The sequence below is a fragment of the Roseiterribacter gracilis genome (genome assembly GCA_018332375.1).
In the GTDB taxonomy this organism is placed as follows: Bacteria; Pseudomonadota; Alphaproteobacteria; order BOG-932; family Roseiterribacteraceae; genus Roseiterribacter; species Roseiterribacter gracilis.
The window spans coordinates 3,788,976-3,813,448 of sequence record BOPV01000001.1 but is presented as its reverse complement, the minus strand read 5'-3'; the positions used below and the strand labels follow the sequence as shown (position 1 = coordinate 3,813,448).

The following is a 24,473-nucleotide window of genomic DNA, read 5'->3' as shown; positions in this document are numbered from 1 at the left end:
TTCTGAACTCAGCTTGTTTGTCGGCGATGCAAGAAAGCGAGCCGTTCGAACAGATGCACATCCTGTTCGTTCTTCAACAACGCACCGGCCAATGGAGGCAATGTCGTTTTACCGTCTCGTGAACGCAGCGTGACAGGATCGATGTCCTCGACGACGAGAAGTTTGATCCAGTCGATCAATTCGGACGTGGTCGGACGTTTGGTCAGGCCAGGCGTTTCACGCAGCTCGTAAAACGACGTCAGCGCCTCGTGCAGCAGCTGTTTCTTCAAGCCCGGGAAATGCGTCTTGACGATCTTCGCCATCGTCTCGGGATCGGGAAAGCGGATCCAGTGAAAGAAGCAGCGGCGCAGAAACGCGTCGGGCAGTTCTTTTTCGTTGTTCGACGTGACGATGACGATCGGACGCTGGCGCGCACGCACCGTCGTGCGCGTCTCGTGCACCCAGAATTCCATCCGGTCGAGTTCGAGCAGAAGGTCGTTGGGAAATTCGATGTCAGCCTTGTCGACTTCGTCGATCAGCAACACCGGCCGCACATCGCTGTCGAACGCTTCCCACAACTTGCCGCGCACGATGTAGTTGGCGACGTCGTGCACCGCCGGATCGCCAAGCTGCCCGTCGCGCAGACGGCGCACCGCGTCATATTCGTACAAGCCGTGCTGCGCCTTGGTCGTCGACTTGACGTGCCATTCGATCAGCGGCGCGCCCAAGGCACGCGCAACCTCGTGCGCCAGCACCGACTTGCCGGTGCCCGGTTCGCCTTTGATCAGCAGCGGCCGCTCCAGTGCGACTGCTGCATTGACTGCAACGATCAGGTCGGGCGTCGCGACGTAGCTTTCGGTGCCTTCAAAACGAACGCGGCTCATTTCGACAAATCCTGCAGCACGCCTGCGATATAGGCCCAGGCCTTGGTCTCGGGCGCGATCAGATCGAAGTGGCCCGTCTGGTCGAGGATCTTCATCGTCGCCTTGTCGCCCTTGGCGATCGCCTTGTCATAAAACGACTGACCTGACGCGACTGGTGCGATCGTGTCTTTGTCGCCATCGACGATCCAATAGGGAATACCAAGCGGCAGCAACGCAGCGGGCGACGTATCGTGATACGGGTTGGTGCGTTTTGCAGCGCCGATCAGCAGCGGAATTGCATCGGGTCCGCAACCGAGCCCTTGCGCCTCTTGCACCGCTTCGAGATCGGGCAGACCGCCAATGCTGACCACCGCGGCGAGCTTCAGCGGATCGGTTGCAGCCAACGGGCTCGACGCAGCGATCTTGCCGCGCGCCGCAAGCCACAGCGCAAGATGCGCGCCCGCCGAATGTCCGGTCGCGACGACTTTGTCGGTGCGCAGCTTGTACTGCGCTGCATGGGTGCGCAGCGCGTCGGCCGCAGCGGCAACGTCCTGGAACGTGCCGGGATAGCCACCGCCCGCTTGATCGATCGAACGATATTCGATGTTCCACACCGCGACGCCGCGTTTGCGCAAATCGTCGGCGATGTAATTGGTCAGGCCGATCGTATCGACTTTCGCCTGCCAGCAACCACCATGCAGCATGAGCACGGTCGGAAATGGGCCGGGCCCATCCGGCAGCCACAGATCGACGAACTGCGAGGGATCGCTGCCATAGGCGATGCGATGCGGTGTCGTTGGGCGCGGACGAACTTTGAGCTCGCCCCAGCTCACCAACTTCGGATCGGCAGCGTCACTCGTCATCGGTGCAAGACCCAGCAGAAGACCAACAAGGACCGCACCGATGCGCATGATTACGCGCCGAGTGCTTTTTCGATTGCGGCCAGCGCCGCATCGGCCAGCGCCGGATCGGGACCGCCCGCCTGCGCCATGTCGGCACGACCGCCGCCGCCTTTGCCGCCAGCCGCCTCGGCCGCGACGCGTACCAGATCGACCGCCGAAATCTTGGCCGTCAGATCGTCGGTGACGCCGACCACCAACGACAATTTGCCGTCGGTCGCCGCAGCCAGCGCGACGACGCCCGAGCCTGCCTTCTTTTTCAGATCGTCGGCCAGCGGCTTCAAATCTTTTGCCGGCACGTCGGTCAGGCGGCGCGCGACCAAGGTCACGCCGTTCACCTGCTTGGTCTCGGCGCCGCCTTCGGTTTCGCCCGAGGCCAGCTTGCGACGCAGCTCGGTGACTTCGCGTTCGAGACGCTTGCGCTCTTCGACCAGCGCCAGCACGCGTGCGGGAACTTCCGACGGCGTCGATTTCAACGCGGCCGCGGCTTCTTTCACCAACGCTTCCTGTTCGGCAATCCAGGCCAGCGCGCCGATGCCGGTCAGCGCTTCGATGCGGCGTACGCCAGCCGACACGGCGCTTTCGCCGACGATCTTGACCAGGCCGATTTCGCCGGTACGGCCGACATGCGTGCCGCCGCAGAGTTCGACCGAATAGTCCTTGTTGGCGCCGTCCTCGCGGCCGCCCATCGCAACCACGCGTACTTCGTCGCCGTATTTCTCCCCGAACAACGCCATCGCGCCCTGCGCGATCGCTTCGTCGGGCGTCATCAACTGCGTCGTGACTTCGCTGTCGCCGCGCACGCGCTGGTTCACTTCGGCTTCGACCGCGGCGATGTCCTGCGCCGACAAGGGCGTCGGTTGCGAGATATCGAAGCGCAGGCGATCGGGCGAAACCAGCGAGCCTTTCTGCGCCACATGCTCGCCCATGCGACGGCGCAAAGCTTCGTGCAGCAGATGCGTTGCCGAGTGATTTGCACGGATCGCGCTGCGGCGTGCGTGATCAACCTGCAACTCGACTTCGTCGCCGACCGCAATCGCGCCGCCTTCGACTGTGCCGCTATGCACGAAGAGCTGACCCAGCTTCTTCTGCGTGTCGCGCACCACGATACGCGCGCCGCCAGCACTGGTGATTACACCTGCGTCGCCGACCTGGCCGCCCGACTCGCCATAGAACGGCGTCTGGTTGACCAGCAGTTCGACGCGCGCGCCCTGCGTCGCTTCATGCGCGCGAATGGAGCCTGCCCCGGACCCCGATCCGGGGGCGACCAGAATTGCGGTGATGCGGCCCTGGGCGCGTTCGGTGTCGTAGCCAAGGAATTCGGTGGCGCCGAGTTCGTCGCGCAGTTCGAACCATTGTGCATCGGTCGCGGCTTCGCCGGTGCCGGCCCAAGCTTTGCGCGCTTCGGCTTTCTGTTTCGCCATCGCCGTATCGAACCCGGCGACGTCGACGCTCCGCCCCTGCCCGCGCAGCACGTCTTGCGTCAGATCGAGCGGGAAGCCGAACGTGTCGTAGAGTTTGAATGCGGTGTCGCCCGGAAGTTCGGTCCCTTGCGGCAAGGTCGAGGTCGCTTCATCGAGCAATTTCAGGCCGCGCTCGAGCGTCGCTTTGAAGCGCGTCTCTTCGAGCTTCAGCGTCTCGACGATCATCTTCTCGGCGCGCACCAGTTCGGGATAGGCCCGGCCCATCTCGCGCACCAGCGTCGGCACCAAACGGTACAACAACGGATCGCGCGAACCCAGCAGATGCGCGTGACGCGCGGCGCGACGCAGGATCCGGCGCAGCACGTAGCCGCGGCCTTCGTTCGAAGGCAGCACGCCGTCGGCAATCAGAAACGACGTCGAGCGCAAATGATCGGCGATGACGCGGTGCGAGACTTTCTGCGCACCGTCGGGATCGGTCGAGGTCGCATCGGCCGCAGCGACGACCAGCGCGCGCATCAAGTCGATGTCATAATTGTCGTGCACGCCTTGCAGCACGGTCGCGATCCGTTCGAGCCCCATGCCGGTATCGACCGACGGTTTGGGCAGTGGCACCAATTCGCCGGGGCGCTGCTCGAACTGCATGAAGACGAGATTCCAGATCTCGACGAAGCGGTCGCCGTCTTCGTCCTTCGAACCGGGTGGGCCGCCCCAGATCTTGTCGCCGTGATCCCAGAAGATTTCGGTGCATGGTCCGCAGGGCCCAAGATCACCCATGCGCCAGAAATTATCCGACGTCGCGATGCGGATGATCTTGTCGTCCGAGAAGCCCGCGATCTTCTTCCACAGACCGTGCGCTTCTTCGTCTTCGTGAAAGACGGTGACGGTCAGACGCTTGGGATCAAGCGCGAACGACTTGGTCAGCAACGTCCAGGCATATTCGATCGCGTCGGCTTTGAAATAGCTCTTGGTGCCCTCGCGTCCCTCGACGGCGCCGAACGAGAAGTTGCCAAGCATCTCGAAGAACGTGTGATGCCGCGTCGTGTAGCCGACATTCTCGAGATCGTTGTGCTTGCCGCCGGCGCGCACGCTTTTCTGCGACGAGGTCGCGCGGTTGTACGGGCGTTGCTCTTTGCCCGTGAACACGTCCTTGAACTGGACCATGCCCGAGTTGGTGAACATCAGGGTCGGGTCGTTGCGCGGCACGAGCGGCGACGACGGCACGATCGTGTGTGCGTTGCCCTGAAAATATTCGAGGAAGGTGCGGCGAATTTCGGCGGCAGTCGTAACCATGGCATCCAGTCCAGATTGGCCCGCCGGCCGCGCGCGGGGCGCACCGGACGGGGACCGTGCTTCTAGCCCGCGAGCGGCTGGGCTGTCGATTCAGCCTGCGCTGTGGGCGCCGCATGGCTCACCCCACGCGCAGCGGCCGAGGATTTGAATTTAGGGCTCGTTTACGCACCGGGCGCGTGATGGGCCCGTCATGCTGTTGCTCCGGATCGTCTATGTCAGCACTGCGACGAGGCCGCTCTCGGCCGCGACGCTGGATGCGATGTTGGTGCTGTGCCGGGTCCGCAATCGGGATGACGGCGTCACCGGGCTGCTTTTATGCGCCGGCGACCAGTTCATGCAGGCGATCGAAGGGCCGCCTGGCGCGGTCAACGACCTGCGCGGCCGGCTGCTTGCCGACCGCCGTCACCAGGCCTATCGCGAGTTGCTGCGCCAGGACACGCCGGCCCGGATGTTTCCCGATTGGTCGATGGAATTTCGCCGGATCGACGGGCAGATGCCGGCCGGCTTCCGCCTGCTGGTAGATCGCGCGGTGCGGCACGGACCGGCGGCGAGCGACGCAGCAGTGCGCGAGGTCGAACGGTTTCTCGAGGAGTTTCGCACGCACGGCGCGGCGCATTTCCCGGCCATCACCGGCAACGCGTAGCGCTTCGATTTATCGGCGCGGCCGGCGCGTCGGTTTGGGCGGCTTGGGTGGTGCGTCGAGCGCGGTGCGCACCGCACGACCGGTCCAATCGGCAAACTGCTCTGCCGCGTCGAGCATTTTGTCGGGCGCACGGATGTAAGATTTCGACGCCGGTCTGTCGGGCATGAACTGCACCGGCTTGCCGCCCGCCGCACCAAACGCAGCGAAGTCGTCGCCGAGCAGCTTCAACGCAATGCCGCCATCCCAGATGATCGCGAAGATTCGACCGTCGGCGTAATAGCCGATCCCGCCGAACATCGGCTTGGCCGTCAGCGGTACGCCGGGACCCGCGGCGCGATCGAGAATTTTCTGCAGCTCGTTGGGCGAACGTTTCGGCATGTCGACAGCTTCGTCAGAGGCAGATACGCGGTCGGTGGCAACACGCGTTTGCCGTCACGCAAACGTGAAGACGGCGCAGGCGCTCGTCGCAGGCCGAGGGGGGCTCCATCCTGCGACAGCGCGCTGCGCCGCCAAGCATGCGATCGCTGCTCTCCGGTCCACCTACTAGACCGGCGCCGCGAACGTCATCGCTTACTCGTCAGTCTTCTGCGTCGTCGTCCGCTTCCGGACCGGTGATCATCGCGTCGCCTACGATGCCGGCATTGGCACGGATTTTTGCTTCGATTTGATTGGCGATTTCGGGGTTGTCGCGCAGGAACGTCTTGGCGTTCTCGCGGCCCTGGCCGATGCGGTCGCCGTTGTAGCTCATCCACGAGCCCGACTTCTCGACCACGTTGGCAGCGACGCCCAGATCGAGCAATTCGCCAACCTTCGAGATGCCCTCGCCGTACATGATGTCGAACTCGACGACGCGGAACGGCGCCGCCAGCTTGTTCTTCACCACTTTGACGCGGGTCTGGTTGCCCACCACCGTTTCGCGATCCTTGAGTGCGCCGATGCGGCGGATGTCGAGGCGAACCGAGGCGTAGAATTTCAGCGCGTTGCCGCCCGTGGTCGTTTCCGGGCTGCCGAACATCACGCCGATCTTCAGGCGGATCTGGTTGATGAAGATGACGACGGTGTTCGACTTGGAAATCGAACCGGTCAGCTTGCGCAGCGCCTGGCTCATCAAGCGCGCATGCAGGCCGACATGACTGTCGCCCATTTCCCCTTCGAGTTCGGCGCGCGGCACCAGGGCTGCGACCGAGTCGATGACGAGAACGTCGACCGCGCCCGAACGAACCAGCGTGTCGGCGATTTCGAGCGCCTGTTCGCCCGCATCCGGCTGCGAGATCAGCAGCTCGTCGATATTGACGCCCAGCTTCTTGGCGTAGCTGGGGTCGAGCGCGTGTTCGGCGTCGATGAAGGCGCAGGTGCCGCCGGTCTTCTGGGCCGACGCGATCACGTGCAACGCAACCGTCGTCTTGCCCGAGCTTTCGGGACCGTAGATTTCGATGATGCGGCCGCGCGGCAGGCCGCCAATGCCGAGCGCGATGTCGAGCCCAAGCGAACCGGTCGAGACGGTTTCGATGTCGACGCCGCTACGGGCGCCCAACTTCATGATCGAGCCCTTGCCGAACGCCTTTTCGATCTGCGACAGCGCCGCGTCGATCGCCTTTTGCTTATCCACTCCGGTTTCCTTCTCGACTACGCGCAGCGCGGCGTTGCTCATTGGGGCTTCCCTCTCTCACGTTCGGTTCCGAGTCGGCAATGAGGGGAATGTACCTGTTTTGTTCCGGTCCGCAAGAACCGATTTTCGGCGTGGAATCCCAATAAAAGCCGCGATTGGCGGACCGCCGCCGGTTTCGGGGCCAAGACCGGCCCGGAACCTCCCTCAAGCCGGCTGGACGCCCCGTTTCGGGTCGGGAAGGAAGGCGGCCAGCAGGCCCAGCGCCGGCAAATAGGCGCAGACCCGGTAGACGAATTCGATCGAGGTGTGATCGGCCAGCGCGCCCAGCGCCGCGGCGCCCAAACCGCCCATACCGAAGGCGAAGCCAAAGAACAGGCCGGCCACCGTGCCGACTTTGCCCGGCATCAGTTCCTGCGCGAACACCACGATCGCCGAGAAGGCCGACGAGATGACGAAGCCGATGACGATCGCCAGCACGACGGTGGCGGTCAGCCCGACATGGGGCAGCACCAAGGTGAAGGGCAGCGCGCCCAGGATCGACACCCAGATCACCTTCTTGCGACCGATCCGGTCGCCGATCGGTCCGCCCAACAAGGTGCCGGCCGCATAGGCGCCGAGGAAGGCAAACAGACACAGCTGCGCCGTCTGCACCGACACGCCGAAGCGGTGGATCAAATAGAAGGTGAAGTATGAGCTGAGGCTGGCCGTGTAGACGTATTTCGAGAAGACCAGCGCCAGCAGCACGACAATGCCGCGCACCACGGTCTTGCGCGGCAAGGTCGCAACCGCACCCGTCGCGCGCTTGGCCGTCGCACGCAGATGCGCGCCGTACCAACGGCTGACGAAGATCAACACGATCAGGGCCAGCAACGCGGTCAGCGAAAACCACGCGACACTGCCCTGGCCCCGCTGCAGCACGATGAAGGCAGCAGCGAGCGGCCCCGCCGCAGAACCGACATTGCCACCAACCTGAAACAGCGACTGCGCCAGCCCATGCCGGCCGCCCGATGCAAGCCGCGCAACGCGCGACGATTCGGGATGAAAGATTGACGAGCCGGTGCCGACCAAGGCCGCCGCCAGCAGGATCAACGGAAAGCTGTTCGCGGCCGACAACAACAACAGACCGACCAGCGATACGCCCATACCGACCGGCAGCGACCACGGGCGCGGACGGCGATCGGTGGCAAGCCCGACCAGCGGTTGCAGCAACGACGCGGTGAATTGGAACGCGAGCGTGATCAACCCGATTTCGCCGAAGTCGAGCGCGTAGCTTTCTTTCAGCAACGGATAGATCGCGGGCAGCAGCGACTGCCCGAGATCATTGAGCCCGTGACACAGGCTGAGCGCGGCCAGCACAGCAAAAGCGGTGCCCTGTTCGCGCTGTACGCGCACGCCATCGGCTTGAATATCGGTCATGGCGCCAAACCTAGCGCGCTCTGCCGCACAAACGTGCGTTGCATGCGCAGATCAGCGTTGCAGGCCGGTTAGAAGGCCTTCGAGAAGTAATAGGCCGAGGTCGCGAGACCGATCACGATGATGGCGCGGCGCAGCAACAGCGGGTTCAAACGTCGCGCCCAGCGCGCACACCAATAGCCGCCCACGATTGCACCGAGCGCCATGATGATCGCGGGGCGCCATTCGACGAAGCCTTTGGCGATGAACAGGAACACCGCCGTCATGTTGCAGACGCCGGTGAAAATCGTCTTCAGCGCGTTCATGCGATTGAGGTCGGTCATGCCGATGACGGCAAACAGTGCCAGCTGCACGATGCCCATCGCAGCGCCGAAATAGCCGCCATAAATCGCAACCGGCACCATGCCGACCGCAAGCCACCACGGCGCCAACGTCGCGTGCGCCTGCAGCCAGCGTGCGATGCGATTGCCGGCTGCAAACAACAACGTCGCGAACAGCAACAGGAACGGCACGACTTTGAGAAAGGTCGAGTCCGACGTCACCGTCACCAGCCAGGCGCCGAACGTCGATCCGGCGATCGCAATCAACAACAACAGCCAGACCGACACGCCGTCCGGTTTGGACAGGTCTTTGCGATATGCCCAGGCGCTGGCGAAATTGCCCGGGAACAGCGCCACCGTATTGGTCGCGTTGGCGACCACCGGCAGCACTAGCGCCACTTCGGTCAGTGCAGGAAAGGTAACGAAGGTACCACCGCCGGCAACTGCATTCACCGCGCCCGCGATCGTCGCCGCGAGCGCCAAAAGCAAGTCGCTGACAAGATCACTCATGAATCGATTTCACCGGTCATCACTTCTTTGACCTTGCCCGCGAGCTGCTTCAGCGAAAAAGGCTTGGCGAGAAAATGCGTGCCGGCATCGACGTCGAGATGCTGCCGGAAACGGTCTTCGGTATAGCCCGAAATGAAGATCACCTTGATCTCGGGATTCACTTCGCGCACGCGTCGCGCCATCGTCGGCCCGTCCATCTGCGGCATGATCACGTCGGTGACGACGAGATCGATCTGCGCCTGTTCCTGTTCGAAGATTTCGAGCGCGGTCTCGCCCGAATTCGCTTCCCAGACTTTGTAGCCTTTGTTGCGCAAAGCGCGCGCCGAGAAGGTGCGCACCGCATCTTCGTCTTCGACCAGCAGAATGCCGCCCACGCCGGTGAGATCGGCCGAGCTGCGCGATTCCGCAGCTTCGACCGGCGGTGGTTCCGGCGTTACTGTGTCGGCGTGGCGCGGCAGATAGATCGTAAAGCGCGCGCCGTGACCGAGCTGGCTGTCGACCTGCACATAACCGCCGGTCTGGCGCACGATGCCGTACACGGTCGACAGGCCGAGGCCGGTACCGGCGCCGACTTCTTTGGTCGAGAAGAACGGTTCGAAAATGCGTGTCAGATTTTCGCGCGCGATGCCGATACCGGTGTCGGACACCTGGATCGTCACCCACCGCCCGGGCGGCATCTCGTCGAGACCTTTCAACTGCGCGTGCGCGGTTTCGAGATTCGAGGTGCGCACTTGCAAGCGACCGCCGGTCGGCATCGCGTCGCGCGCATTGACGACAAGATTGATCAACACCTGTTCCAACTGGCCCTGGTCGACTTTCACCAGACCAAGTTCGCGTCCATGGACGAGATCGAGATCGATATTCTCGCCGATCAGACGGCGCAGTAGATGCGATAGTTCGGCCAGCACGTCGGTGACGTCGATGACGCGCGGTTGCAAGGTCTGCTGGCGCGAGAAAGCAAGCAGCTGGCGCACCAGATTCGCGGCGCGATTGGCGTTCTGCTTGATCTGCATAATGTCGCCAAAGCTCGGATCGCCGGGCTTGTGACGCAGCAACAGCAGATCGCAAAAGCCGATCATCGCGGTCAGCAGATTGTTGAAGTCGTGCGCGATGCCGCCGGCGAGCTGCCCCACCGCCTGCATTTTCTGGGACTGCGCAAACTGGGTTTCGAGATTCTTTTGTTCGGTCAGATCGACCGCATGCAGAACCAGCCCGCCTTCCCGCCCGTCGATTTCGCTGCCGGCGCGACGCGCGAAGAGCTGCACGACCACGTTGCGGCCCTCGCCGACGAGGCGCACTTCGAACGGTTCGGCGCGCTCGGCCCCGTCCTGAATCTCGGCAAGTGCTGTTACGAGCTCGCCCGCGCCCTTCGATTCGAGCAGCTCGATCAGCCGCTTTCCGGCCAGACCACCGCCCGGCATCCCCAGCATACGGGTCATCGCCAGGTTGGTTTCGGTCACCGTGCCGGCGCGGTCGAGCAGCAGAATCCCGACCGGTGCGATGTCAAAGAAGCGCTCAAACCGGCGCTGCGCCTGTTCAAGCGCGCGCCGCAGATCGCCTGCGAAGGGTGGGGCCGGCTCACGGCGAAACCATCGGTCGAACAAACTCATGCGGCGAGCACTCTGAACGGCGAACAGCCTGATTTAAAGGAATGTTCAATCAGCTTGCGTAGGTCCGAGCAATGCGGGTCCGCGCCGTCTTTATCGCCTGGATGCTCGCCGTCGCCGGTGCAGCCACCGTCGGGACGGCGATCGGATTGGCCGCGCGCGTCCAGGATCTGCGCGCAGCCCAAACCGCCGGCGCCCATGTCGAGGCGCTCGCCGCCGCTTTACGCGTGGTCGAAGTCGTCGCGGTCGAACGCGGCGCCACCAACGCGGCGCTTCGCCGCCCCGACCCGTTGCCGGCCGAACGAATCGAAGCGCTGGAATTCGATCGCGCCCGCACCGATACGGCGCTGGCAATGACCTTGGCCTATCTGCACCGCCTGTCGCCGATCGCGAGCGAAGTGCCGATTGCCGACGTGCAGCAGCTGGCGCACCGCATTCGCGAACTGCGCGCCGTCGTCGACCGCCAGATTCTGTTGCCGGCGGCACAGCGCGACCAGACATTCATCACCGGCTTCATCCCGTCGATCGTCAATCTGCTCGACGAATATGCGCGGCTGGAAAACGTGCTCGAAGGTGCAGTCGCGCGCGCCGACCCGACGGTCGGACAATTCGCGTCGGTGGCGCGCGTCGCCTCTGACCTGCGCGACTTCGCGGGCCGGGCCGGCAACATCCATATCGATCTGATTGCGAATCGCGGCCCGATTTCCAACCTCGCCGCCGAACAGCTTGCCGAGATGCGCGGCCGCGTCGATCAAAGCTGGTCGCGTATTCGCGCGCTGATCGAACAGGCCGGCGCCGACACTGAACTCGAATCCGAAATTCATTTGGTCGAGTTCGAATATTTCGGCGAAAGCCGCAAACTGTACGGGCTGGTTGTCGACGCAACCAACGGCAACAACGCCGCGCTCACAGTCGATGACCTGCGGATCATGCAGTATCCGGTCGTGCAGCGGGTTCTGACCTTGCGCGATGCGGCGCTCAAAATTGCGGCTGAACGCGCCGATGCACGCCGTTTCTCAGCACTGCGCGCCTTGATCACGGTTGCCGGCATGGCGCTGCTAACTTTGGGCGTCGGCGCGCTGGCAGTTGCGATGTTCGGCCGCCGCGTCGTGTTCCCGATCCTGGCGCTGACCCGCACCGTCGTGCGCATCGCCGAAGGCGAGCGTACGATCGACGTGCCGCATCGCGCCCGTGAAGACGAAATCGGCCAGATGGGCAACGCGCTCGAGACGCTGCGCGAAAACGCGCTGGCTGCGGAACAGGCGGCCTCGCAACATGCCGCGCGCCTGGAAGAAGCGCGCAGCGTTGCCGAAAGCGCCAGCCGCGCAAAAAGCGCGTTCCTGGCGACGATGAGCCACGAGCTGCGTACGCCGCTGAATGCGGTGATCGGCTTTGCCGAAATGATCGAGCGCGAAATTGTCGGGCCGGTCGGCGCTCCCGCCTATGTCGAATATGCGCGCGACATTCACGAAAGCGCCTCGCATCTGCTGCAGCTGATCAACGACATTCTCGATCTGTCGACGCTCGAAGCCGGACACTTGTCGCTGTCGGAAGAAAAAGTCGATCTACGGCAAACGCTGCAGGCCTGCGTGCGCATGCTGGCGCCGCGCGCTGAATCGGGACAAATCTCGATGTTGCTCGAAACCGATCTCGATTCGACCCCGGTCGTTTGCGACGAACGCCGCATCCGTCAGGTCGCGCTGAATCTTCTGGCCAACGCAGTGAAATACACGCCGCCGGGCGGGAAAATCGTGGTGCGACTGACGCGCGACCGCGACGGCAACGTCGTCTTGTCGTTCGAAGACAACGGTATCGGCATTTCCGAATCCGATTTGACGCTGGTGATGGCACCGTTCGGCCGCGCCGAGACCGCATTCAACCGTACGACCGAAGGAACCGGCCTCGGCCTGCCGCTGACCAAACGTCTGGTCGAAGCGCATGGCGGCGAATTGATTCTGCAGAGCGCACCGGGAAAAGGAACCACCGCAACGGTGCGGTTGCCGGCGTGGCGCGCAAGTTCCGACGTCGCCGCAGCGTAAGCGTCTACTTCATCACTTTGCGTTTGAGCTTGAACACGTAGCTGATGACTTCCGCCACCGCGCGGTAATGTTCTTCTTTGATCGGGTGGTCGATATCGACCGTCGCGTAGATCGCACGGGCGAGCGGCGGATTTTCCGTGATCGTGATGTCGTGCTCTTTGGCGATCTCGCGGATTTTTGCCGCAAGAAAATCGACGCCTTTCGCGACCACGACCGGCGCTTGCATCTTCTCAGGATCGTACTGCAACGCGACCGCAAAATGCGTCGGGTTGGTGATCACCACGTCGGCTTTCGGCACCGCCTGCAAAATGCGCCGGCGTGCCTTGTCGAAGCGCAACTGACGCTGGCGCTGTTTGACTTCGGGGCTGCCTTCCGACTGCTTGTATTCGTCCTTCACTTCCTGCTTCGACATTTTCAGGCTCTTCCACCACGACCAGCGCACGAAGAAGAGGTCGACCGCGGCGACCAGCGTCATGATCGCCAGCACGCCACCGACCGCCTTCAGCGTCATGGTGCGGAATTCGCCGAGAAAGTCCGAGATGTCGATCGAGACGAAGCGCTCAATGCCGCCGAAGGACGGCAACATGGTTGCGACGACGATGATGCTGACCACGCTCAGCTTCGCGATCGCCTTGAGCAGCTCGATCACCGACTTCGACGAGAAGATGCGGCCGAATCCTTTGAGCGGATTGATCTTGCTCAAATTCGGCTTCAGCGATTCACCGCTGATATTGAAACCGGCCTGCATCAGTGACGATGAGAGGCCCGAGATGAAGAACAGCAACAAGATCAGGCCGACCGATTTGGCGGCAGACATCAGCGCGTCCATCAGCACGCGGCCGAGCGCAAACCGATCGGTGGCGAAGGCTTCGGGTTGTGCCAGGAACGGGCGCAACACGACTGCCAGATCGCGTGCCGCCGACGGCACCAGAATCATCATCATCAAACCGGCGCTGAGGAACACGAACCAGTTGTTCAGTTCCTTGCTGATCGGGATGTTGCCTTTGGCGCGCGCTTCCTCGAGCCGTCTACTCGTAGGGTCTTCTGTGCGGCCTTCTTCATCGCCACCTTCCGCCATCGCTACGGTGTCCCGGGCGAGAGGAAGGTCTGCATCGACATCTGGAACTTGGTCATCCAGAACAGCGCCATTGCTGGCAGCACGACGGCGAAGATGAAAATACCAAGCGCGAGCTGGATCGGCTGCGCAACGAAGAAGATCTGGATCTGCGGCATCATGCGCGCGATCAAACCCAGCCCCACCATCAGCATCAGCGCCACGATGATGAATGGCGCCGACAACTGCACACCAATGGTGAACGACGCGGCGACGACTTTGGCGATCACGCTCGCCAGATCACCGATCGGCAGCGGTCCGCCGGCTGGGAACAGGTCATAGCTGCCGAGCAGGCCGCGCAGCAGCATGTGATGTAGGTCCGTTACGAACAGCAGCACGACCGCCATCGTCGACAGCAACGAACCGGCCAACGAACCAGCCGACGCAATCTGCGGATTGAAAACCGACGCGATCGAAAAGCCGGTCTGATGGCCGATCAACTGGCCTGCTGTTTCCAGCGACGTCAGGATCACGCGGCCGACCGTGCCGATGAACAGGCCGATGATCACTTCGCTGCCGAGCAAGAGGATCAGCAACGCGGGTTCGTCCGGCGCAGCAGGCAGTTTCGCACGCAGGATCGGCGTAATCGCGACGCTGAAGGCGAGCGCAAGAAACAGACGCGCCTGGGCCGGCACCGACGTATCGCCAAAGCCGGGCAGATTCAGCATGGCGACGCCGACGCGGGTGAACACCAGCATGATCGCAAACACGCCGCCGGCAAGCAGCGTGTTGAGCTGGTCGAGCGCCGGCATGGACGCGGCTTACGGAAGTGAGACGATTTTATCGGTCGTCATGCGCATGAAGCTTTCGAGCTGCTGCAGCATGAACGGGCCGAAAATCAGCAGAGCAACGAAGATCGCCAGGATCTTCGGGATGAACGCCAAGGTCATTTCATTGAGCTGCGTCAGTGTCTGGAACAGCGACACCAGCACGCCGACCACAAGGCCGACGATCATGACCGGGCCGGCGATGATGAGCGCCGTCATCAGCCCCTCGCGCACGAGGTCAAGAACGTCGGTCTGATTCACGAGCGAATCGTCAGAAGTGGAATATGCGAGACGCTGCCGATCAGATCGGCATGCGCATGATTTCCTGGTAGGCCGCCACGACCTTGTCGCGCACCGCGACAACGCTCTGCAGCGTGGTCTCGGCGTTGTTCACCGCCAGCACGACGTCGGTCATGTCGGCCTTGCCTTTGACGGCGGCGTCGCTGACCTGCGCGCTGTGTTTCTGGGTCGCGATCGCCTGCTGGACCGCTTCTTTGACCAGGCTGCCAAAGGACGGGCCGGTGCTTTCGGTCTCGCGCGCGGCCATGCCGGTACCCGGCGAGACACCACCCTGCGCGGCTTTGTAGGCCGAAATCGCTGCGTTCATATTCATGTGACGGCGCGCTCCTAGCGCAGCAGGTCGATTGTGCGGGAGAGCATGCCCTGCGACGTCGTCAGGACACCGATATTGGCTTCGTAGCTGCGCTGGGCTTCGCGCATATCCATCACTTCGATCAACGAATTGACGTTGGTCGACGCGACATACCCGTTGGCATCAGCAGCCGGATGACCGGGGTCGAATTTCTTTGGCAGTTCGCTCTTGTCGTTGCCGACCCGGTTGATCGCAACTTTGTGCGCGCCGGTGGCACGATCGAGCTCGGCCTTGAAGGTGACGAGCTTGCGCCGGTAGGGCTGATCGTTCGGCGTCGTCGCGGTCGTGCCGGCGTTCGCCATGTTTTCGGAAATGACGCGGATACGAAGGCTCTGTGCCTTCATGCCCGAGGCTGCGATATCAGCCGTCTTGGTCAGTTCATCCATAATGTGCCTGCTCAAACGCCGCCGCCGCGGCCAAGCGCGGTCCGCAGCATCGTGACGTTCTTTTTGTAGAGGTTGAGCATCAGCTGATAGTCGGACGCTGTGTTGGCCGACTTCATCATCTGCTCTTCAACCACCACGCCGTTGTTCGACGGCGAAATTTCCCACGGCTTCTTTTCGGCGGAGACCTTGGAGTCGCCAGCCTTGCCGCTCGACGCTGACACCAAATGCTTGGCGCTGGTCGTAGTCGGCTGCAGCTTCGCGCTCAGCGTGTCCTTGAAGGTCAGCGGCGCGATATCGAGGGCGCGAAACCCGGGCGTGTCGGTGTTGGCGATGTTCTGCGCGATGACGTTCTCGCGCTGAGTCAACCAGCCCATTTTGCGGCCGATCGCTTTGAACAAGTCGAGGTTCGAAAGGTCCATGTCCCTGGGGTCCGCCCTGGAAGTTCCTGGGGCCTGGCATGTGCCGCCCGCGGTCTGCGTTGCGCGCCAAGATACTGGCCAAAGGGCGCTTAAGGAAGGCTTACGCGCGGGCGAGTCTCGGTTTACCAAGGCTTAAAGCCGGCTCGCGTCTGATCCGGCACCTCCAGTCGCCGGACCGCCAGCCTCCGTGTCTCCATCCTCGGGTTCCGACGAAAAGCGCAAAACCGCCGTAGCGCTCAGCTACGAGCTGGGCGGCGACCGGTTGCCGCGGGTCGTCGCGTCGGGCCGCGGCACCTTGGCTGACAAGATTCTGGAAATCGCCTTCGCCAGTGGCATCAAGGTCCGCGAAGACCGCGACCTGGCCGAGCTTCTGTCCAAGGTCGAGATCGACAGTGACATCCCGACCGAAGCGCTGCTCGCGGTCGCCGAAATCCTCAATTACATCTACCGCACCAACGGCAGGCTGCGTTCCGGCGGACCGAAGTGATGAATGACGACGATGATCCGGCCGCCACGCTCGATGCCCTGATCGACCTGGTCGATGCCACCCGTCGGGCCTATGCGGCCGGCGCGCTGGTCGACCTGACCGGGCTCGACGTCGAGGTCGAACAGATTTGCCGCGCCCTGACCGATGCCCCGCGTGAGCATCGTCCGGTCTATGTCGCCAAGCTTGAAGCGCTGGTCGCCTCGTTCGACGGGCTGGCCGCGGACATGCGGGCAGCCCAGCGATGAGCGCGAGCGGCTACGTCTCTTATATATTGGCGCTGATCCTGGTGCTGGGGCTGATCGTCGGCCTGGCCTGGCTGGTTCGGCGCTTCGGGCTGGCAGGTCCGCTGGTGACGCCGGCGGGACGCGTCCGCCGCCTGCAGCTCGTCGAAGTTCTGACGCTCGATGCACGCCGCCGCCTGGTGCTGGTCCGGCGCGACGAAACCGAACATCTGCTACTGCTCGGCCTGAACGAAGCGATCGTTGTCGAACGCGACATCGGCAGCGCCCGCTTTGAATTGCCGGACCAAGACTTCGAGATCGGGCCAGAAACCGCGTGACACGTCGTTCGATTCTGTTTGCCGCGCTGTTGGGCGGTGCGTTCACCCTGATGTTGGCCTTTGCCGATCCAGCGATGGCGCAGCGCCTGACGCTCGACGCTGGCGGTCAAGGCACCGGCACGCTTGCCGGCCGCGTCGTGCAGCTTGTCGGGCTGATGACCGTCCTGTCGATCGCGCCCGCCATCCTGATCATGATGACGTCGTTCACGCGCATCGTGGTCGTGCTGTCCATGCTGCGCAGCGCGATCGGCATTCAGACGACGCCGCCGAACGTCGTGATGCTTTCGCTGGCCTTGTTCCTGACCGGCTTCATCATGGCGCCGGTGCTGAACAAATCGTACGAGGAAGGCATCCGCCCGCTGCTCGACGAGCGGATCGACGAGACCGAGGCGTTCGACAAAGCGATCACACCGTTCAAGCAATTCATGCTGCAGCATACGCGGCGGCAGGACATTCAACTGTTCGCCGACGTCGCCAAGGCCGGTCCGTTCGCAACGCCCGCCGATGTGCCGATTCAGATCATCGTCCCGAGCTTCATCATCAGCGAGCTGCGGCGCGCGTTTGAAATCGGCTTTCTTCTATTCATTCCGTTCTTGATCATCGACATGGTCGTCGCGTCGATCCTGATGTCGATGGGCATGATGATGCTGCCACCGATCACCGTGTCGCTGCCGTTCAAGATCATCTTCTTCGTGCTGGTCGACGGCTGGTACCTGATCGCCGGCAGCTTGATCCGCAGCTACGGCGGAATCGCAGGCGGCTAGCGGCTTTTGAGCTCGAAATGTGGGATCTCGGCCGGCCAGGGCCGTAGCGGTTTGACGTAAAACGTTTGCAGCCCAAGCGCGCGAAACCCAAGCTTCGCAATCAACGCCAGGCTGGCTGCGTTGTCGGGCAAAGCCGACACGACCACACGCGTCTCGCCCAACGTTTCGAACGCAAATTTTAGCAGCGCCCGCGCCGCTTCTTCGGCATAGCCGCGGCGATGAAAGGGGCGGCCAATCCAGTAGCCGAGTTCGACCGCCGCATCGGCCCGTCGTCCAAGCCCGATACCACCGACCAGCGTGCCATCGCAGGTGATCGCGAACGCGCGCCGCTCGTCGGTCTTGCTGATATCCAGAAATGACTCTGCGTCAGCCCGCGAATAGGGATGCGGCACGCGCGCCAGCCACCGCGCGACTTCAAAGTCGTTGAGCAATTGCACAAGCGACTCCGCATCCGCCGGTTCGTACGGGCGGAGCAGCAGTCGTTCGGTTCGGATCATGCGCCGCCGGGCGGCTTGCGATAGGCGGCGAGGAAGCCTTTGAACATGTCGATCTCGGCGACCTGCGCCCGGATCGTTTCCAGATCGAGCCCGCCTTCGGCAGCGCTGCGAGTCAGCACCTGGAATAGCTCGCCGTCTTTGCTGTCGCGCATGAACGGCCACCAGACCTGGCGTAGCTGCTGCAGCGCGTTTTGATCTTCGGCCAGCGCAAGCGCGACGGCGCGGTTCAACACCAGACGCGCTTTGTTGTCGTCGATCCGTCCACCATCCGCCGGCGGCGGACCGGCGAGCCGCGCCAGCGCGTCCGACGCGGCTTTCCAGCGGCGTGCCTGCCACGCAATGTCAACGCGCAGCTGATCGGCGGCCGACGACGTGTCGTCCTTGATCAACGCAGTTGCTTCGTCGGTCTTGCCCAGCTTCGACATTGCGCGTGCGCGCAGCAGTCGACGTTCGCCGGTCAATTCAGGCGCCAGCTTGTCGCCGTTGCTTTGATCCAGCGCCTGAATGGCAAGGTCCGGTTTGGAATCGTTCAGGCGAATGCCGGCGATGCGTGCGCCAAGACGGGCTTTGTCCGCAGCTTCGGTCTTGATTGCGACCTGCTTGGCCAACAGATCGGCGGCCTGATCCAGCAAATCGATCTGCACCATGCGATCGGCCAGACGCTCGATCACCGCATCCTGCTTCGCGACTTGCGGTGACAGATCGCGATAGTCCTGGAAGATCGCCAGCGCGCGCAGCGGCGTCAGCTTGTCGGCGCCGTTGGCTTCGAACAAATCGTCGAAGATACGCGTCATCGACTGTTTGATTTCTTCGCCCTTGGGCGTCTCGTTGGTGATCGCGGCGGCGATCTTCAGCGCCGACAGGCCGTCTTCGGGCTGGCCGGCTGCAACGCGCTGCTGGCCCAACAAAGTCAGCACGCGAATTTCGAGATCGTCGCCGCGCCAAGCCAGACGCAGCTTCTCCAAACGCGGCAAGGCTTCGGCGGTTTCCATCGTGCCGGCCGCAAGCCCCTGCTCGACCAAGGCCAGCTCGCCGCGCGAACGGAACCACTGATCGCGCGACAAAGCGGCGGCGCGGAACATCACCGATGCGCCCTGCGCGTCGCCTTCGTTGGCCAGCACCTGGCCGCGGAAATACGACGCGGCGGCCTGTGTCGGACGGCGCAGCGATTCACGCTCTTCCAGTTTCGACAGCAGCGTTTTGGCCATGCCGGTGTCGCCCTGGCGCGTCGCTGCATCGATTGCCGTCAGCGCAAGCGGGCGGAACAGCTCGTCAGGATAAGCCGCGAGCAACGGAAGGCCGGAATGAAATGCGCGATATGCGTCGTCCCAGCGATCGTTGCGCGCCAGTGCATAGCCGCGGAACAGCGACAGGTCAGTCGGGTCGTAGACCGGCGGCAGACCGAGATCGTCGCGCGTGCCGTCGATATTGCCGGTGAGCGCATAGGCGGCACCACGCAGCTGGCGAAATTCAGGGCTCGCTTCGATTCCGGGCTCTGCCTGCACTGCAAGCGTCAGATAGCCGAGCGTCTCCGGGCCGTACGCATAGGTCAGATGCAGGCGCGCCAATTCGAGATAGGTCGGCAGGCGTTGCACCGGCTCTTTGCGCGACGTCGCCTGCTGTTCCAGCTCACGCCGGCGCAGCACCAGCTGCCGCTTCGGGCCCGTGCCGCGCCAGCCACTCATGTCGAAGACACGGACCGGGCCCATTTCGGCGTTCAAGGCCGACGAAACTTGCTGCGTCGGGCTTTTCAGATTCGGCACCGACGACAATTTCAAACCGCCGGGCGCATCGATCGCGACGACATCGGTGCCGGTCGTGACGCCGACCGTGTCCGAGATCGGACGAACGACGACGCCATGCGCGGCGGGAATCAATTCGAATTCGGCGTATTCGCGGCCGCCGTCATAGCCTTTCGATTCGATCGGCATCGGCACGACGAGCAACGTATCGCCCGTGTCGGGATCGTTGAGCGTCACCGGCGTGCTGCCGCGCGGTGCCTCAATTTGCAGACGCGCCTTGTTGTCGAACATCACGACGCGCGGATCGGGCGAGACCGGATTGGGGTCGTCGTGCGGCGTCAGCGTGACGGTCCAGGTCAAACCGGTCTTGGTGACGGTCGGAACCAGACCTTCGGGCAGATCGACGCGAAACGCGGTGGCCGCGCCCAATGCGGTGCGCTTGGGCGCCTGCATTTGCGCTTTCTTCGGTCCGCCAATTTCGAACGCGGCGGCGGCCGTCGGCTGATCTACCACGACCCACAACGCGCCAGGACGACGGAACACAGCCGCGTTGCTGGCTGCGAGCGGCGTCACTTTGAGGATGTATTCGGGCGTCGCCGGTGCGACGGGACCGCTTGCTACGGCAACCGGCGCCGCAACCGGCGGCGGTGCGGGCGCAACGGTCGGCAGCGGTGCCGGACCAGTCGGGCGCGCACTGTTGGCAGCACCCTTGGTGCCGGGGCGCACAGTCCCAACCGGCTGTTGCAGCGCCATCTGCTGCGACGCTGCGAGGGGCGCCGGCGTCGGTGCTTGCTTGGTCGCAACGGCAGGCGCGGGCGTTGGTGCCGGCGGCGGCGTGATTTTGGTCGGCTTGGTATTGCGCGTCGGCGGCGGCGGCGTTTCCGACACTGGCTGCACCGCAGCCTGTTTGCTGCGAGCGGTGCTGCTGCTGCTGCGGGTGGGGCTGCGCGTTGTCGTCGGCGGTGGTGCCTCGGACTCGCTCGGCGCGGCGGCTTCGCGACGACGCTGGTCGCGCGTTTTCTTTTTCGACTGGGTCGGCGTCGACTGCTTTTGCTCAGGCTCGGACGCGGCGGCTTCGCTCGGCGGTCCAATTTCGGCACGCGCGAGCGTCGGCAGCGCCAACGCGAACATCAGCGCCAGCGCCGTCGCGCCGCGCAGACCGCGCATGGTTGCGGGACGATGCTGCATCTCAGCCCATCTCCGCCATCAAACGATCAATCTCATCCTGGTCCATCGCCTTGCCCGGCAATTGCGGCCCATTCAGCAGCGCCGCGTCGCCCGTCGGCGCTGGTTCGAATTCGGCGCTCGATCCGGCAACTTCGTCGCCGAAGGCGCGCAGCAACCGTTCCACTTTGCCTTCGATCACTTTCAGCGTCTTCACGACTTTGGTGATGCGTTGGCCGGTAATGTCCTGAAAGCTGCAAGCTTCGTAGATACGTCCGACGATTTCGGTCACGCGCGTTTCCACGTCGCCGCCGACTTCGCCACCGATGTCGGTTAGCTTCTCAGCCGCATCCATAATCGTGTTGGTCGCCGCTTCGGTTGCGCCGACGACTGCATCCAGCTCGTCGGTCGCGCGCGGAATATCGGTGCTGCGAATATCGTCGGGGCGGACCGCGGCGATGTCATCGCGCGCCTGACGAATGAACAGCGCCAGCGCACCCAGCTCGCGATACAGACTGCCGACGCCGCCAGTCTCTTCGCCGTGCATGTGCGTCAGCACGTCTTGAACGATGTTCGCAATCTCGTCCCGCGTGAGCGGCCGTTGCGCGTCGGTCTCGCCCACGTTGGACCTCGTCAAGATTGACCGTAGTTGTTGGCGCTCAGGACGCGCTTGCTCATATCAGCAGCCATCGAACCAGTATTCCTTCGTCCTGAACCGCGTCGCCGGACATCGCCCGGCGCCGCGTCTTACTTCTTGTTGTTTGCAGCCGGCTTCGGTGCCGCTGCCGGCTGCGCCTGCGCGGGCGGCGGCGTCATCGTTTGGGCCGGAATCGGCGCACTCAACGCAGCGGGCTGCAACGCGTTCGCGGGCGGGGTCGGCGGCAATTTACGGCGTTCGGCCAGACGCGCGGTCACTTCGCGCGAACGTTCCGGCTTCATCTGCGCAAAGATCGGCGCGACCTTCTGATCCTTCATCTTCTCGACCACGTCGAGCAGCACCGGCATGTCGAGACCGTCAAAGATGGTCGCGGCTTCGCGCGGCTTCATCGCCTCGTAAATCTTCACGAGGTTCTGCAGCTCGGCCTCTTCCTTCGACTTGCGCATGCTGAGCAGCTTTTCGATGTCCAGCTTCAGCGCATTCAGCTCGGCGACCTTCTGGTTGACGCGGTCTTCGCCGACTTTCAGCAACGCTTCGCGCTGTTCAACCTGCTGCGCGCGCTGATCAAGTTCGTTGCGGCGCGTCGCCAGCGTTTGCAAAAGCTCGACTTCCGCAGTCGACAGATTGCCTTCCGGAACCGGACGGCGACCGTCGCCGGCCGCGGCAGGCGCCGGCGCTCCCGGCTTCGGTGCCGCGCCCGTCGCAGCCGCGTTCTGCACTGCCGGTGCTGCAGCACCACCAGCGCCCGGCGCCGGCAACGATGCGGGCGGCTCAGCCGTTTGTCCCGGCTTGGCAGCAGCAGCTTCGGTTTTCGGCACGGCCGATGCGGGCGGCGCTTTGGTCTGCGCTTGCGCCGTCTGCACTGCCGGCACTGCATCGCCGCCGAGCAGCAACGAAACGGCGTCAAACACGCGCACGCCGAACACGATCATCACCACGACCAAGGTCGCGGGAAGCAGACGGAAATTGTTGAAGAAGCGATGCTGCGAAGCCATCAGCTCCCCCGCCGCAAGAGTTCGATAGCTTCGTACAGCTCGCGTTCAGCCGCCGAGCGCGCTTTCAATTCGCGCGGCGCTTCTTCTTCGAGCGTGGGTTCAATACGGATCGGTTCCGGCGAACGACCGCCACGGGCCGGCACAGTCGAGGCTGCGCGCGGCACGGCACGTGGCGCGGGCGCGGCTTGCTGGTGCTGGTGCTGCGGCGCCGGCTGCGGCATTGGTTGCGGCGCGGGTGCAGGCGCTTCGGCGATGATTTGCGTCGGCTGCATCATGCCGCGCGACGCGTCGGTGGCGCGCTCGAGACGCGACGCCAGGTTGTTCGCCGATTCATTGATCATCTGCAGTTCGTCGACCAGCGCACGCGCCGTGCCGATCTGCTTCTGCAGCGTGCCATCATATTCGGCGGCCGACGCCTTGAGCGTGTTGATCGAGATGTCGGCCTTGGCGACGGCTTCGGCCAACGAACCGACCAGCTGTGAGAATTCCGCCTTGCCGTCGCGCACGATGGCGAGCGCGCGATTGGCGCGCATCATCTGAATCAACAGCGGGATGACCAAGCCGGCGAGGCAAAGATCAAGCAGGACAAGCAGCGTGGTGGACATGGCGCTCGCTCCTACTCTTCGCGCGGCGCGTCCATTTCGACGCGCACGGCAAGATTTTGCGATTTACGGCCCATGCGTCCGAAATAGAGCGGTCGGTCACCGCAGCGCATCTGGATGAGACTGTCGGGCTGTGTGTTGAACATCAGCCGCGTGCCGATCTTCCAGTTCAGAACTTCGTTCAAGGTCGACGGCGTTTCACCCAGGATCGCCTTGAGCTCGACATCGGTGTGATAGAGCTCGCTCGACAAGTGGGTTTCCCAGATCGAGTCGCGACCGAACTTTTCACCCATGAACATCTGCAGCAGAAGTTCGCGGACAGGTTCGAGGGTCGCGTACGGGATCAGAAGCTCCAGGCGTCCGCCGCGGTCTTCCATGTCGATGCGGATCTTGACCAGCACCGCCGCGTTGCCGGCGCGCGTAATCGCGGCGAAACGCGGATTGGTTTCGAGACGGTCGAAGCGGAACGTCACCGGCGACAGCGGATCGAACGCGCTCGACAGGTCCGACAGGACCACGTGCACCATGCGCTCGACGAGGTTGCGTTCGATGGTCGTGTAGGGACGACCTTCGATACGCATCGCTGCCGTACCGCGGCGACCGCCGAGCAACACGTCGACGATCGAATAGATCAGCGCCGAGTCGACGGTGAGCAGGCCGTAATTGTCCCACTCTTCGGCTTTGAAGACCGACAGCATCGCCGGCAGCGGAATCGAATTCAGATAGTCGCCGAAGCGCACCGACGAGATCTGGTCGAGCGAGGCTTCGACGTTGTCCGACGTCAGGTTGCGCAAGCTTGTCGACATCATGCGGACCAAACGGTCGAACACGATGTCGAGCATCGGCAGGCGTTCGTAGCTGACGAGCGCCGAATTGATCAGCGCCATCACGCCCGAATTTTCGGAGTCCGAAGCAGCGCCGCGATCGAAGCCCAACAGGCTGTCGATTTCGTCCTGATTCAGAATACGGGCCTGGCTGCCGCCGCCACCTTCATCGCCAGCCATTGCCGCCCATTCGGCGGCAATCTGGTCTTCGTCTTGTGCTGCGTCGCTCATGGCGTTTCGGGTTCCG

26 protein-coding genes are annotated in these 24,473 nt (G+C 63.4%); 6 read left to right on the top strand and 20 right to left on the bottom strand.

Annotation, left to right across the window (positions count from 1 at the left end):
• Nucleotides 1–8: 8 nt before the first annotated feature.
• From TMPK1_RS18980 to alaS, 3 genes are read right to left on the bottom strand one after another with little or no spacing between them, the layout of a single operon-like run.
• Nucleotides 9–863, bottom strand: coding sequence for an AAA family ATPase (locus TMPK1_RS18980; protein WP_420245033.1), 855 nt, complete (start codon nt 861–863; stop codon nt 9–11).
• Entirely contained in the window at nt 860–1,753 is an 894-nt protein-coding gene (locus tag TMPK1_RS18975; protein ID WP_420245032.1) for an alpha/beta hydrolase, read from the bottom strand. The genes TMPK1_RS18980 and TMPK1_RS18975 overlap by 4 nt, the downstream gene beginning before the upstream one ends.
• A 2-nt stretch (nt 1,754–1,755) precedes the next feature.
• Nucleotides 1,756–4,455, bottom strand: a complete 2,700-nt coding sequence (alaS, locus tag TMPK1_RS18970) for an alanine--tRNA ligase (RefSeq protein WP_420245031.1) — start codon at nt 4,453–4,455, stop codon at nt 1,756–1,758.
• 190 nt (nt 4,456–4,645) lie between these two features.
• Between alaS and TMPK1_RS18965 the strand changes: the two genes are divergently transcribed.
• Nucleotides 4,646–5,098 carry a BLUF domain-containing protein gene (locus TMPK1_RS18965; RefSeq protein ID WP_420245029.1) on the top strand — a complete coding sequence of 151 codons (453 nt, stop codon included), beginning with the start codon at nt 4,646–4,648 and terminating at the stop codon, nt 5,096–5,098.
• 9 nt (nt 5,099–5,107) lie between these two features.
• On the opposite strand, the gene TMPK1_RS18960 is transcribed toward TMPK1_RS18965, so the two are convergent.
• The 5 genes from TMPK1_RS18960 to TMPK1_RS18940 all read right to left on the bottom strand — a co-directional run bounded on the left by TMPK1_RS18960 (nt 5,108) and on the right by TMPK1_RS18940 (nt 10,560).
• Entirely contained in the window at nt 5,108–5,476 is a 369-nt protein-coding gene (locus TMPK1_RS18960; protein WP_420245028.1) for a TfoX/Sxy family protein, read from the bottom strand.
• A gap of 199 nt (nt 5,477–5,675) precedes the next feature.
• Entirely contained in the window at nt 5,676–6,749 is a 1,074-nt protein-coding gene (gene recA, locus TMPK1_RS18955; RefSeq protein WP_420245026.1) for a recombinase RecA, read from the bottom strand.
• A 162-nt stretch (nt 6,750–6,911) separates the two neighbouring features.
• Nucleotides 6,912–8,123, bottom strand: coding sequence for an MFS transporter (locus tag TMPK1_RS18950; RefSeq protein WP_420245024.1), 1,212 nt, complete (start codon nt 8,121–8,123; stop codon nt 6,912–6,914).
• 68 nt (nt 8,124–8,191) lie between these two features.
• Nucleotides 8,192–8,950 carry a sulfite exporter TauE/SafE family protein gene (locus TMPK1_RS18945; protein WP_420245022.1) on the bottom strand — a complete coding sequence of 253 codons (759 nt, stop codon included), beginning with the start codon at nt 8,948–8,950 and terminating at the stop codon, nt 8,192–8,194.
• Nucleotides 8,947–10,560 (bottom strand): PAS domain-containing sensor histidine kinase, encoded by a 1,614-nt coding sequence (locus TMPK1_RS18940; RefSeq protein ID WP_420245021.1) that lies wholly within the window; start codon nt 10,558–10,560, stop codon nt 8,947–8,949. The genes TMPK1_RS18945 and TMPK1_RS18940 overlap by 4 nt, the downstream gene beginning before the upstream one ends.
• Nucleotides 10,561–10,631: 71 nt before the next feature.
• Here TMPK1_RS18940 and TMPK1_RS18935 point away from each other — a divergent pair, with 71 nt between their 5' ends.
• On the top strand, nt 10,632–12,596 hold the full coding sequence (locus TMPK1_RS18935; RefSeq protein WP_420245020.1) for a sensor histidine kinase: 1,965 nt from the start codon (nt 10,632–10,634) through the stop codon (nt 12,594–12,596).
• A 4-nt stretch (nt 12,597–12,600) separates the two neighbouring features.
• Here the strand turns inward: TMPK1_RS18935 and flhB are convergent, their stop codons facing one another.
• From flhB to TMPK1_RS18905, 6 genes are read right to left on the bottom strand one after another with little or no spacing between them, the layout of a single operon-like run.
• Nucleotides 12,601–13,674, bottom strand: coding sequence for a flagellar biosynthesis protein FlhB (gene flhB, locus TMPK1_RS18930; protein WP_420245018.1), 1,074 nt, complete (start codon nt 13,672–13,674; stop codon nt 12,601–12,603).
• 2 nt (nt 13,675–13,676) lie between these two features.
• Nucleotides 13,677–14,462, bottom strand: a complete 786-nt coding sequence (gene fliR, locus TMPK1_RS18925) for a flagellar biosynthetic protein FliR (protein ID WP_420245017.1) — start codon at nt 14,460–14,462, stop codon at nt 13,677–13,679.
• 9 nt (nt 14,463–14,471) lie between these two features.
• Nucleotides 14,472–14,738: a flagellar biosynthesis protein FliQ gene (fliQ, locus tag TMPK1_RS18920; RefSeq protein ID WP_420245015.1), complete on the bottom strand. Its 267-nt coding sequence runs from the start codon at nt 14,736–14,738 to the stop codon at nt 14,472–14,474.
• Between the two features lie 40 nt (nt 14,739–14,778).
• Nucleotides 14,779–15,090, bottom strand: a complete 312-nt coding sequence (gene fliE, locus TMPK1_RS18915) for a flagellar hook-basal body complex protein FliE (RefSeq protein ID WP_420245013.1) — start codon at nt 15,088–15,090, stop codon at nt 14,779–14,781.
• Between the two features lie 14 nt (nt 15,091–15,104).
• Nucleotides 15,105–15,515: a flagellar basal body rod protein FlgC gene (gene flgC, locus TMPK1_RS18910; RefSeq protein WP_420245012.1), complete on the bottom strand. Its 411-nt coding sequence runs from the start codon at nt 15,513–15,515 to the stop codon at nt 15,105–15,107.
• 11 nt (nt 15,516–15,526) lie between these two features.
• Entirely contained in the window at nt 15,527–15,934 is a 408-nt protein-coding gene (locus TMPK1_RS18905; RefSeq protein ID WP_420245010.1) for a flagellar basal body rod protein FlgB, read from the bottom strand.
• A gap of 187 nt (nt 15,935–16,121) precedes the next feature.
• Between TMPK1_RS18905 and TMPK1_RS18900 the strand changes: the two genes are divergently transcribed.
• Genes TMPK1_RS18900 through fliP form a run of 4 tightly spaced genes read left to right on the top strand, consistent with a single transcriptional unit; the run spans nt 16,122 to nt 17,744 of the window.
• Complete coding sequence (locus TMPK1_RS18900) at nt 16,122–16,421, top strand: EscU/YscU/HrcU family type III secretion system export apparatus switch protein (RefSeq protein WP_420245009.1); 300 nt, start codon at nt 16,122–16,124, stop codon at nt 16,419–16,421.
• Complete coding sequence (locus TMPK1_RS18895; protein ID WP_420245007.1) at nt 16,421–16,666, top strand: hypothetical protein; 246 nt, start codon at nt 16,421–16,423, stop codon at nt 16,664–16,666. The genes TMPK1_RS18900 and TMPK1_RS18895 overlap by 1 nt, the downstream gene beginning before the upstream one ends.
• Nucleotides 16,663–16,980: a flagellar biosynthetic protein FliO gene (locus TMPK1_RS18890; RefSeq protein ID WP_420245005.1), complete on the top strand. Its 318-nt coding sequence runs from the start codon at nt 16,663–16,665 to the stop codon at nt 16,978–16,980. Before TMPK1_RS18895 ends, TMPK1_RS18890 begins: the two co-directional genes overlap by 4 nt.
• Nucleotides 16,977–17,744 (top strand): flagellar type III secretion system pore protein FliP, encoded by a 768-nt coding sequence (fliP, locus tag TMPK1_RS18885; RefSeq protein WP_420245003.1) that lies wholly within the window; start codon nt 16,977–16,979, stop codon nt 17,742–17,744. Before TMPK1_RS18890 ends, fliP begins: the two co-directional genes overlap by 4 nt.
• On the opposite strand, the gene TMPK1_RS18880 is transcribed toward fliP, so the two are convergent.
• The 6 genes from TMPK1_RS18880 to fliM form a co-directional block, all read right to left on the bottom strand.
• Nucleotides 17,741–18,241: a GNAT family N-acetyltransferase gene (locus tag TMPK1_RS18880; RefSeq protein ID WP_420245002.1), complete on the bottom strand. Its 501-nt coding sequence runs from the start codon at nt 18,239–18,241 to the stop codon at nt 17,741–17,743. The two genes, fliP and TMPK1_RS18880, sit on opposite strands and share 4 nt — an antisense overlap.
• Nucleotides 18,238–21,171, bottom strand: coding sequence for a tetratricopeptide repeat protein (locus TMPK1_RS18875; protein WP_420245000.1), 2,934 nt, complete (start codon nt 21,169–21,171; stop codon nt 18,238–18,240). Before TMPK1_RS18875 ends, TMPK1_RS18880 begins: the two co-directional genes overlap by 4 nt.
• A gap of 1 nt (nt 21,172) precedes the next feature.
• Nucleotides 21,173–21,769: a protein phosphatase CheZ gene (locus TMPK1_RS18870; protein WP_420244998.1), complete on the bottom strand. Its 597-nt coding sequence runs from the start codon at nt 21,767–21,769 to the stop codon at nt 21,173–21,175.
• A gap of 125 nt (nt 21,770–21,894) precedes the next feature.
• Nucleotides 21,895–22,800, bottom strand: a complete 906-nt coding sequence (locus TMPK1_RS18865) for a MotE family protein (protein WP_420244996.1) — start codon at nt 22,798–22,800, stop codon at nt 21,895–21,897.
• Nucleotides 22,800–23,405, bottom strand: coding sequence for a DUF6468 domain-containing protein (locus TMPK1_RS18860; protein ID WP_420244995.1), 606 nt, complete (start codon nt 23,403–23,405; stop codon nt 22,800–22,802). Before TMPK1_RS18860 ends, TMPK1_RS18865 begins: the two co-directional genes overlap by 1 nt.
• Before the next feature lie 11 nt (nt 23,406–23,416).
• Nucleotides 23,417–24,457, bottom strand: coding sequence for a flagellar motor switch protein FliM (fliM, locus tag TMPK1_RS18855; RefSeq protein WP_420244993.1), 1,041 nt, complete (start codon nt 24,455–24,457; stop codon nt 23,417–23,419).
• Nucleotides 24,458–24,473 lie beyond the last annotated feature (16 nt).

Bases quoted from the DNA above. Each gene is read 5' to 3' on its own strand.
- recA (WP_420245026.1), bottom strand. From the start codon at position 6,749: ATGAGCAACGCCGCGCTGCGCGTAGTCGAGAAGGAAACCGGAGTGGAT.
- fliM (WP_420244993.1), bottom strand. From the start codon at position 24,457: ATGAGCGACGCAGCACAAGACGAAGACCAGATTGCCGCCGAATGGGCG.
- TMPK1_RS18895 (WP_420245007.1), top strand. From the start codon at position 16,421: ATGAATGACGACGATGATCCGGCCGCCACGCTCGATGCCCTGATCGAC.
- TMPK1_RS18860 (WP_420244995.1), bottom strand. From the start codon at position 23,405: ATGTCCACCACGCTGCTTGTCCTGCTTGATCTTTGCCTCGCCGGCTTG.
- flgC (WP_420245012.1), bottom strand. From the start codon at position 15,515: ATGGATGAACTGACCAAGACGGCTGATATCGCAGCCTCGGGCATGAAG.
- TMPK1_RS18950 (WP_420245024.1), bottom strand. From the start codon at position 8,123: ATGACCGATATTCAAGCCGATGGCGTGCGCGTACAGCGCGAACAGGGC.
- TMPK1_RS18880 (WP_420245002.1), bottom strand. From the start codon at position 18,241: ATGATCCGAACCGAACGACTGCTGCTCCGCCCGTACGAACCGGCGGAT.
- TMPK1_RS18890 (WP_420245005.1), top strand. From the start codon at position 16,663: ATGAGCGCGAGCGGCTACGTCTCTTATATATTGGCGCTGATCCTGGTG.
- TMPK1_RS18960 (WP_420245028.1), bottom strand. From the start codon at position 5,476: ATGCCGAAACGTTCGCCCAACGAGCTGCAGAAAATTCTCGATCGCGCC.
- TMPK1_RS18865 (WP_420244996.1), bottom strand. From the start codon at position 22,800: ATGGCTTCGCAGCATCGCTTCTTCAACAATTTCCGTCTGCTTCCCGCG.
- flhB (WP_420245018.1), bottom strand. From the start codon at position 13,674: ATGGCGGAAGGTGGCGATGAAGAAGGCCGCACAGAAGACCCTACGAGT.
- TMPK1_RS18965 (WP_420245029.1), top strand. From the start codon at position 4,646: ATGCTGTTGCTCCGGATCGTCTATGTCAGCACTGCGACGAGGCCGCTC.
- fliE (WP_420245013.1), bottom strand. From the start codon at position 15,090: ATGAATATGAACGCAGCGATTTCGGCCTACAAAGCCGCGCAGGGTGGT.
- TMPK1_RS18945 (WP_420245022.1), bottom strand. From the start codon at position 8,950: ATGAGTGATCTTGTCAGCGACTTGCTTTTGGCGCTCGCGGCGACGATC.
- TMPK1_RS18905 (WP_420245010.1), bottom strand. From the start codon at position 15,934: ATGGACCTTTCGAACCTCGACTTGTTCAAAGCGATCGGCCGCAAAATG.
- fliR (WP_420245017.1), bottom strand. From the start codon at position 14,462: ATGCCGGCGCTCGACCAGCTCAACACGCTGCTTGCCGGCGGCGTGTTT.
- TMPK1_RS18980 (WP_420245033.1), bottom strand. From the start codon at position 863: ATGAGCCGCGTTCGTTTTGAAGGCACCGAAAGCTACGTCGCGACGCCC.
- TMPK1_RS18940 (WP_420245021.1), bottom strand. From the start codon at position 10,560: ATGAGTTTGTTCGACCGATGGTTTCGCCGTGAGCCGGCCCCACCCTTC.
- TMPK1_RS18975 (WP_420245032.1), bottom strand. From the start codon at position 1,753: ATGCGCATCGGTGCGGTCCTTGTTGGTCTTCTGCTGGGTCTTGCACCG.
- alaS (WP_420245031.1), bottom strand. From the start codon at position 4,455: ATGGTTACGACTGCCGCCGAAATTCGCCGCACCTTCCTCGAATATTTT.
- TMPK1_RS18875 (WP_420245000.1), bottom strand. From the start codon at position 21,171: ATGCAGCATCGTCCCGCAACCATGCGCGGTCTGCGCGGCGCGACGGCG.
- TMPK1_RS18935 (WP_420245020.1), top strand. From the start codon at position 10,632: ATGCGGGTCCGCGCCGTCTTTATCGCCTGGATGCTCGCCGTCGCCGGT.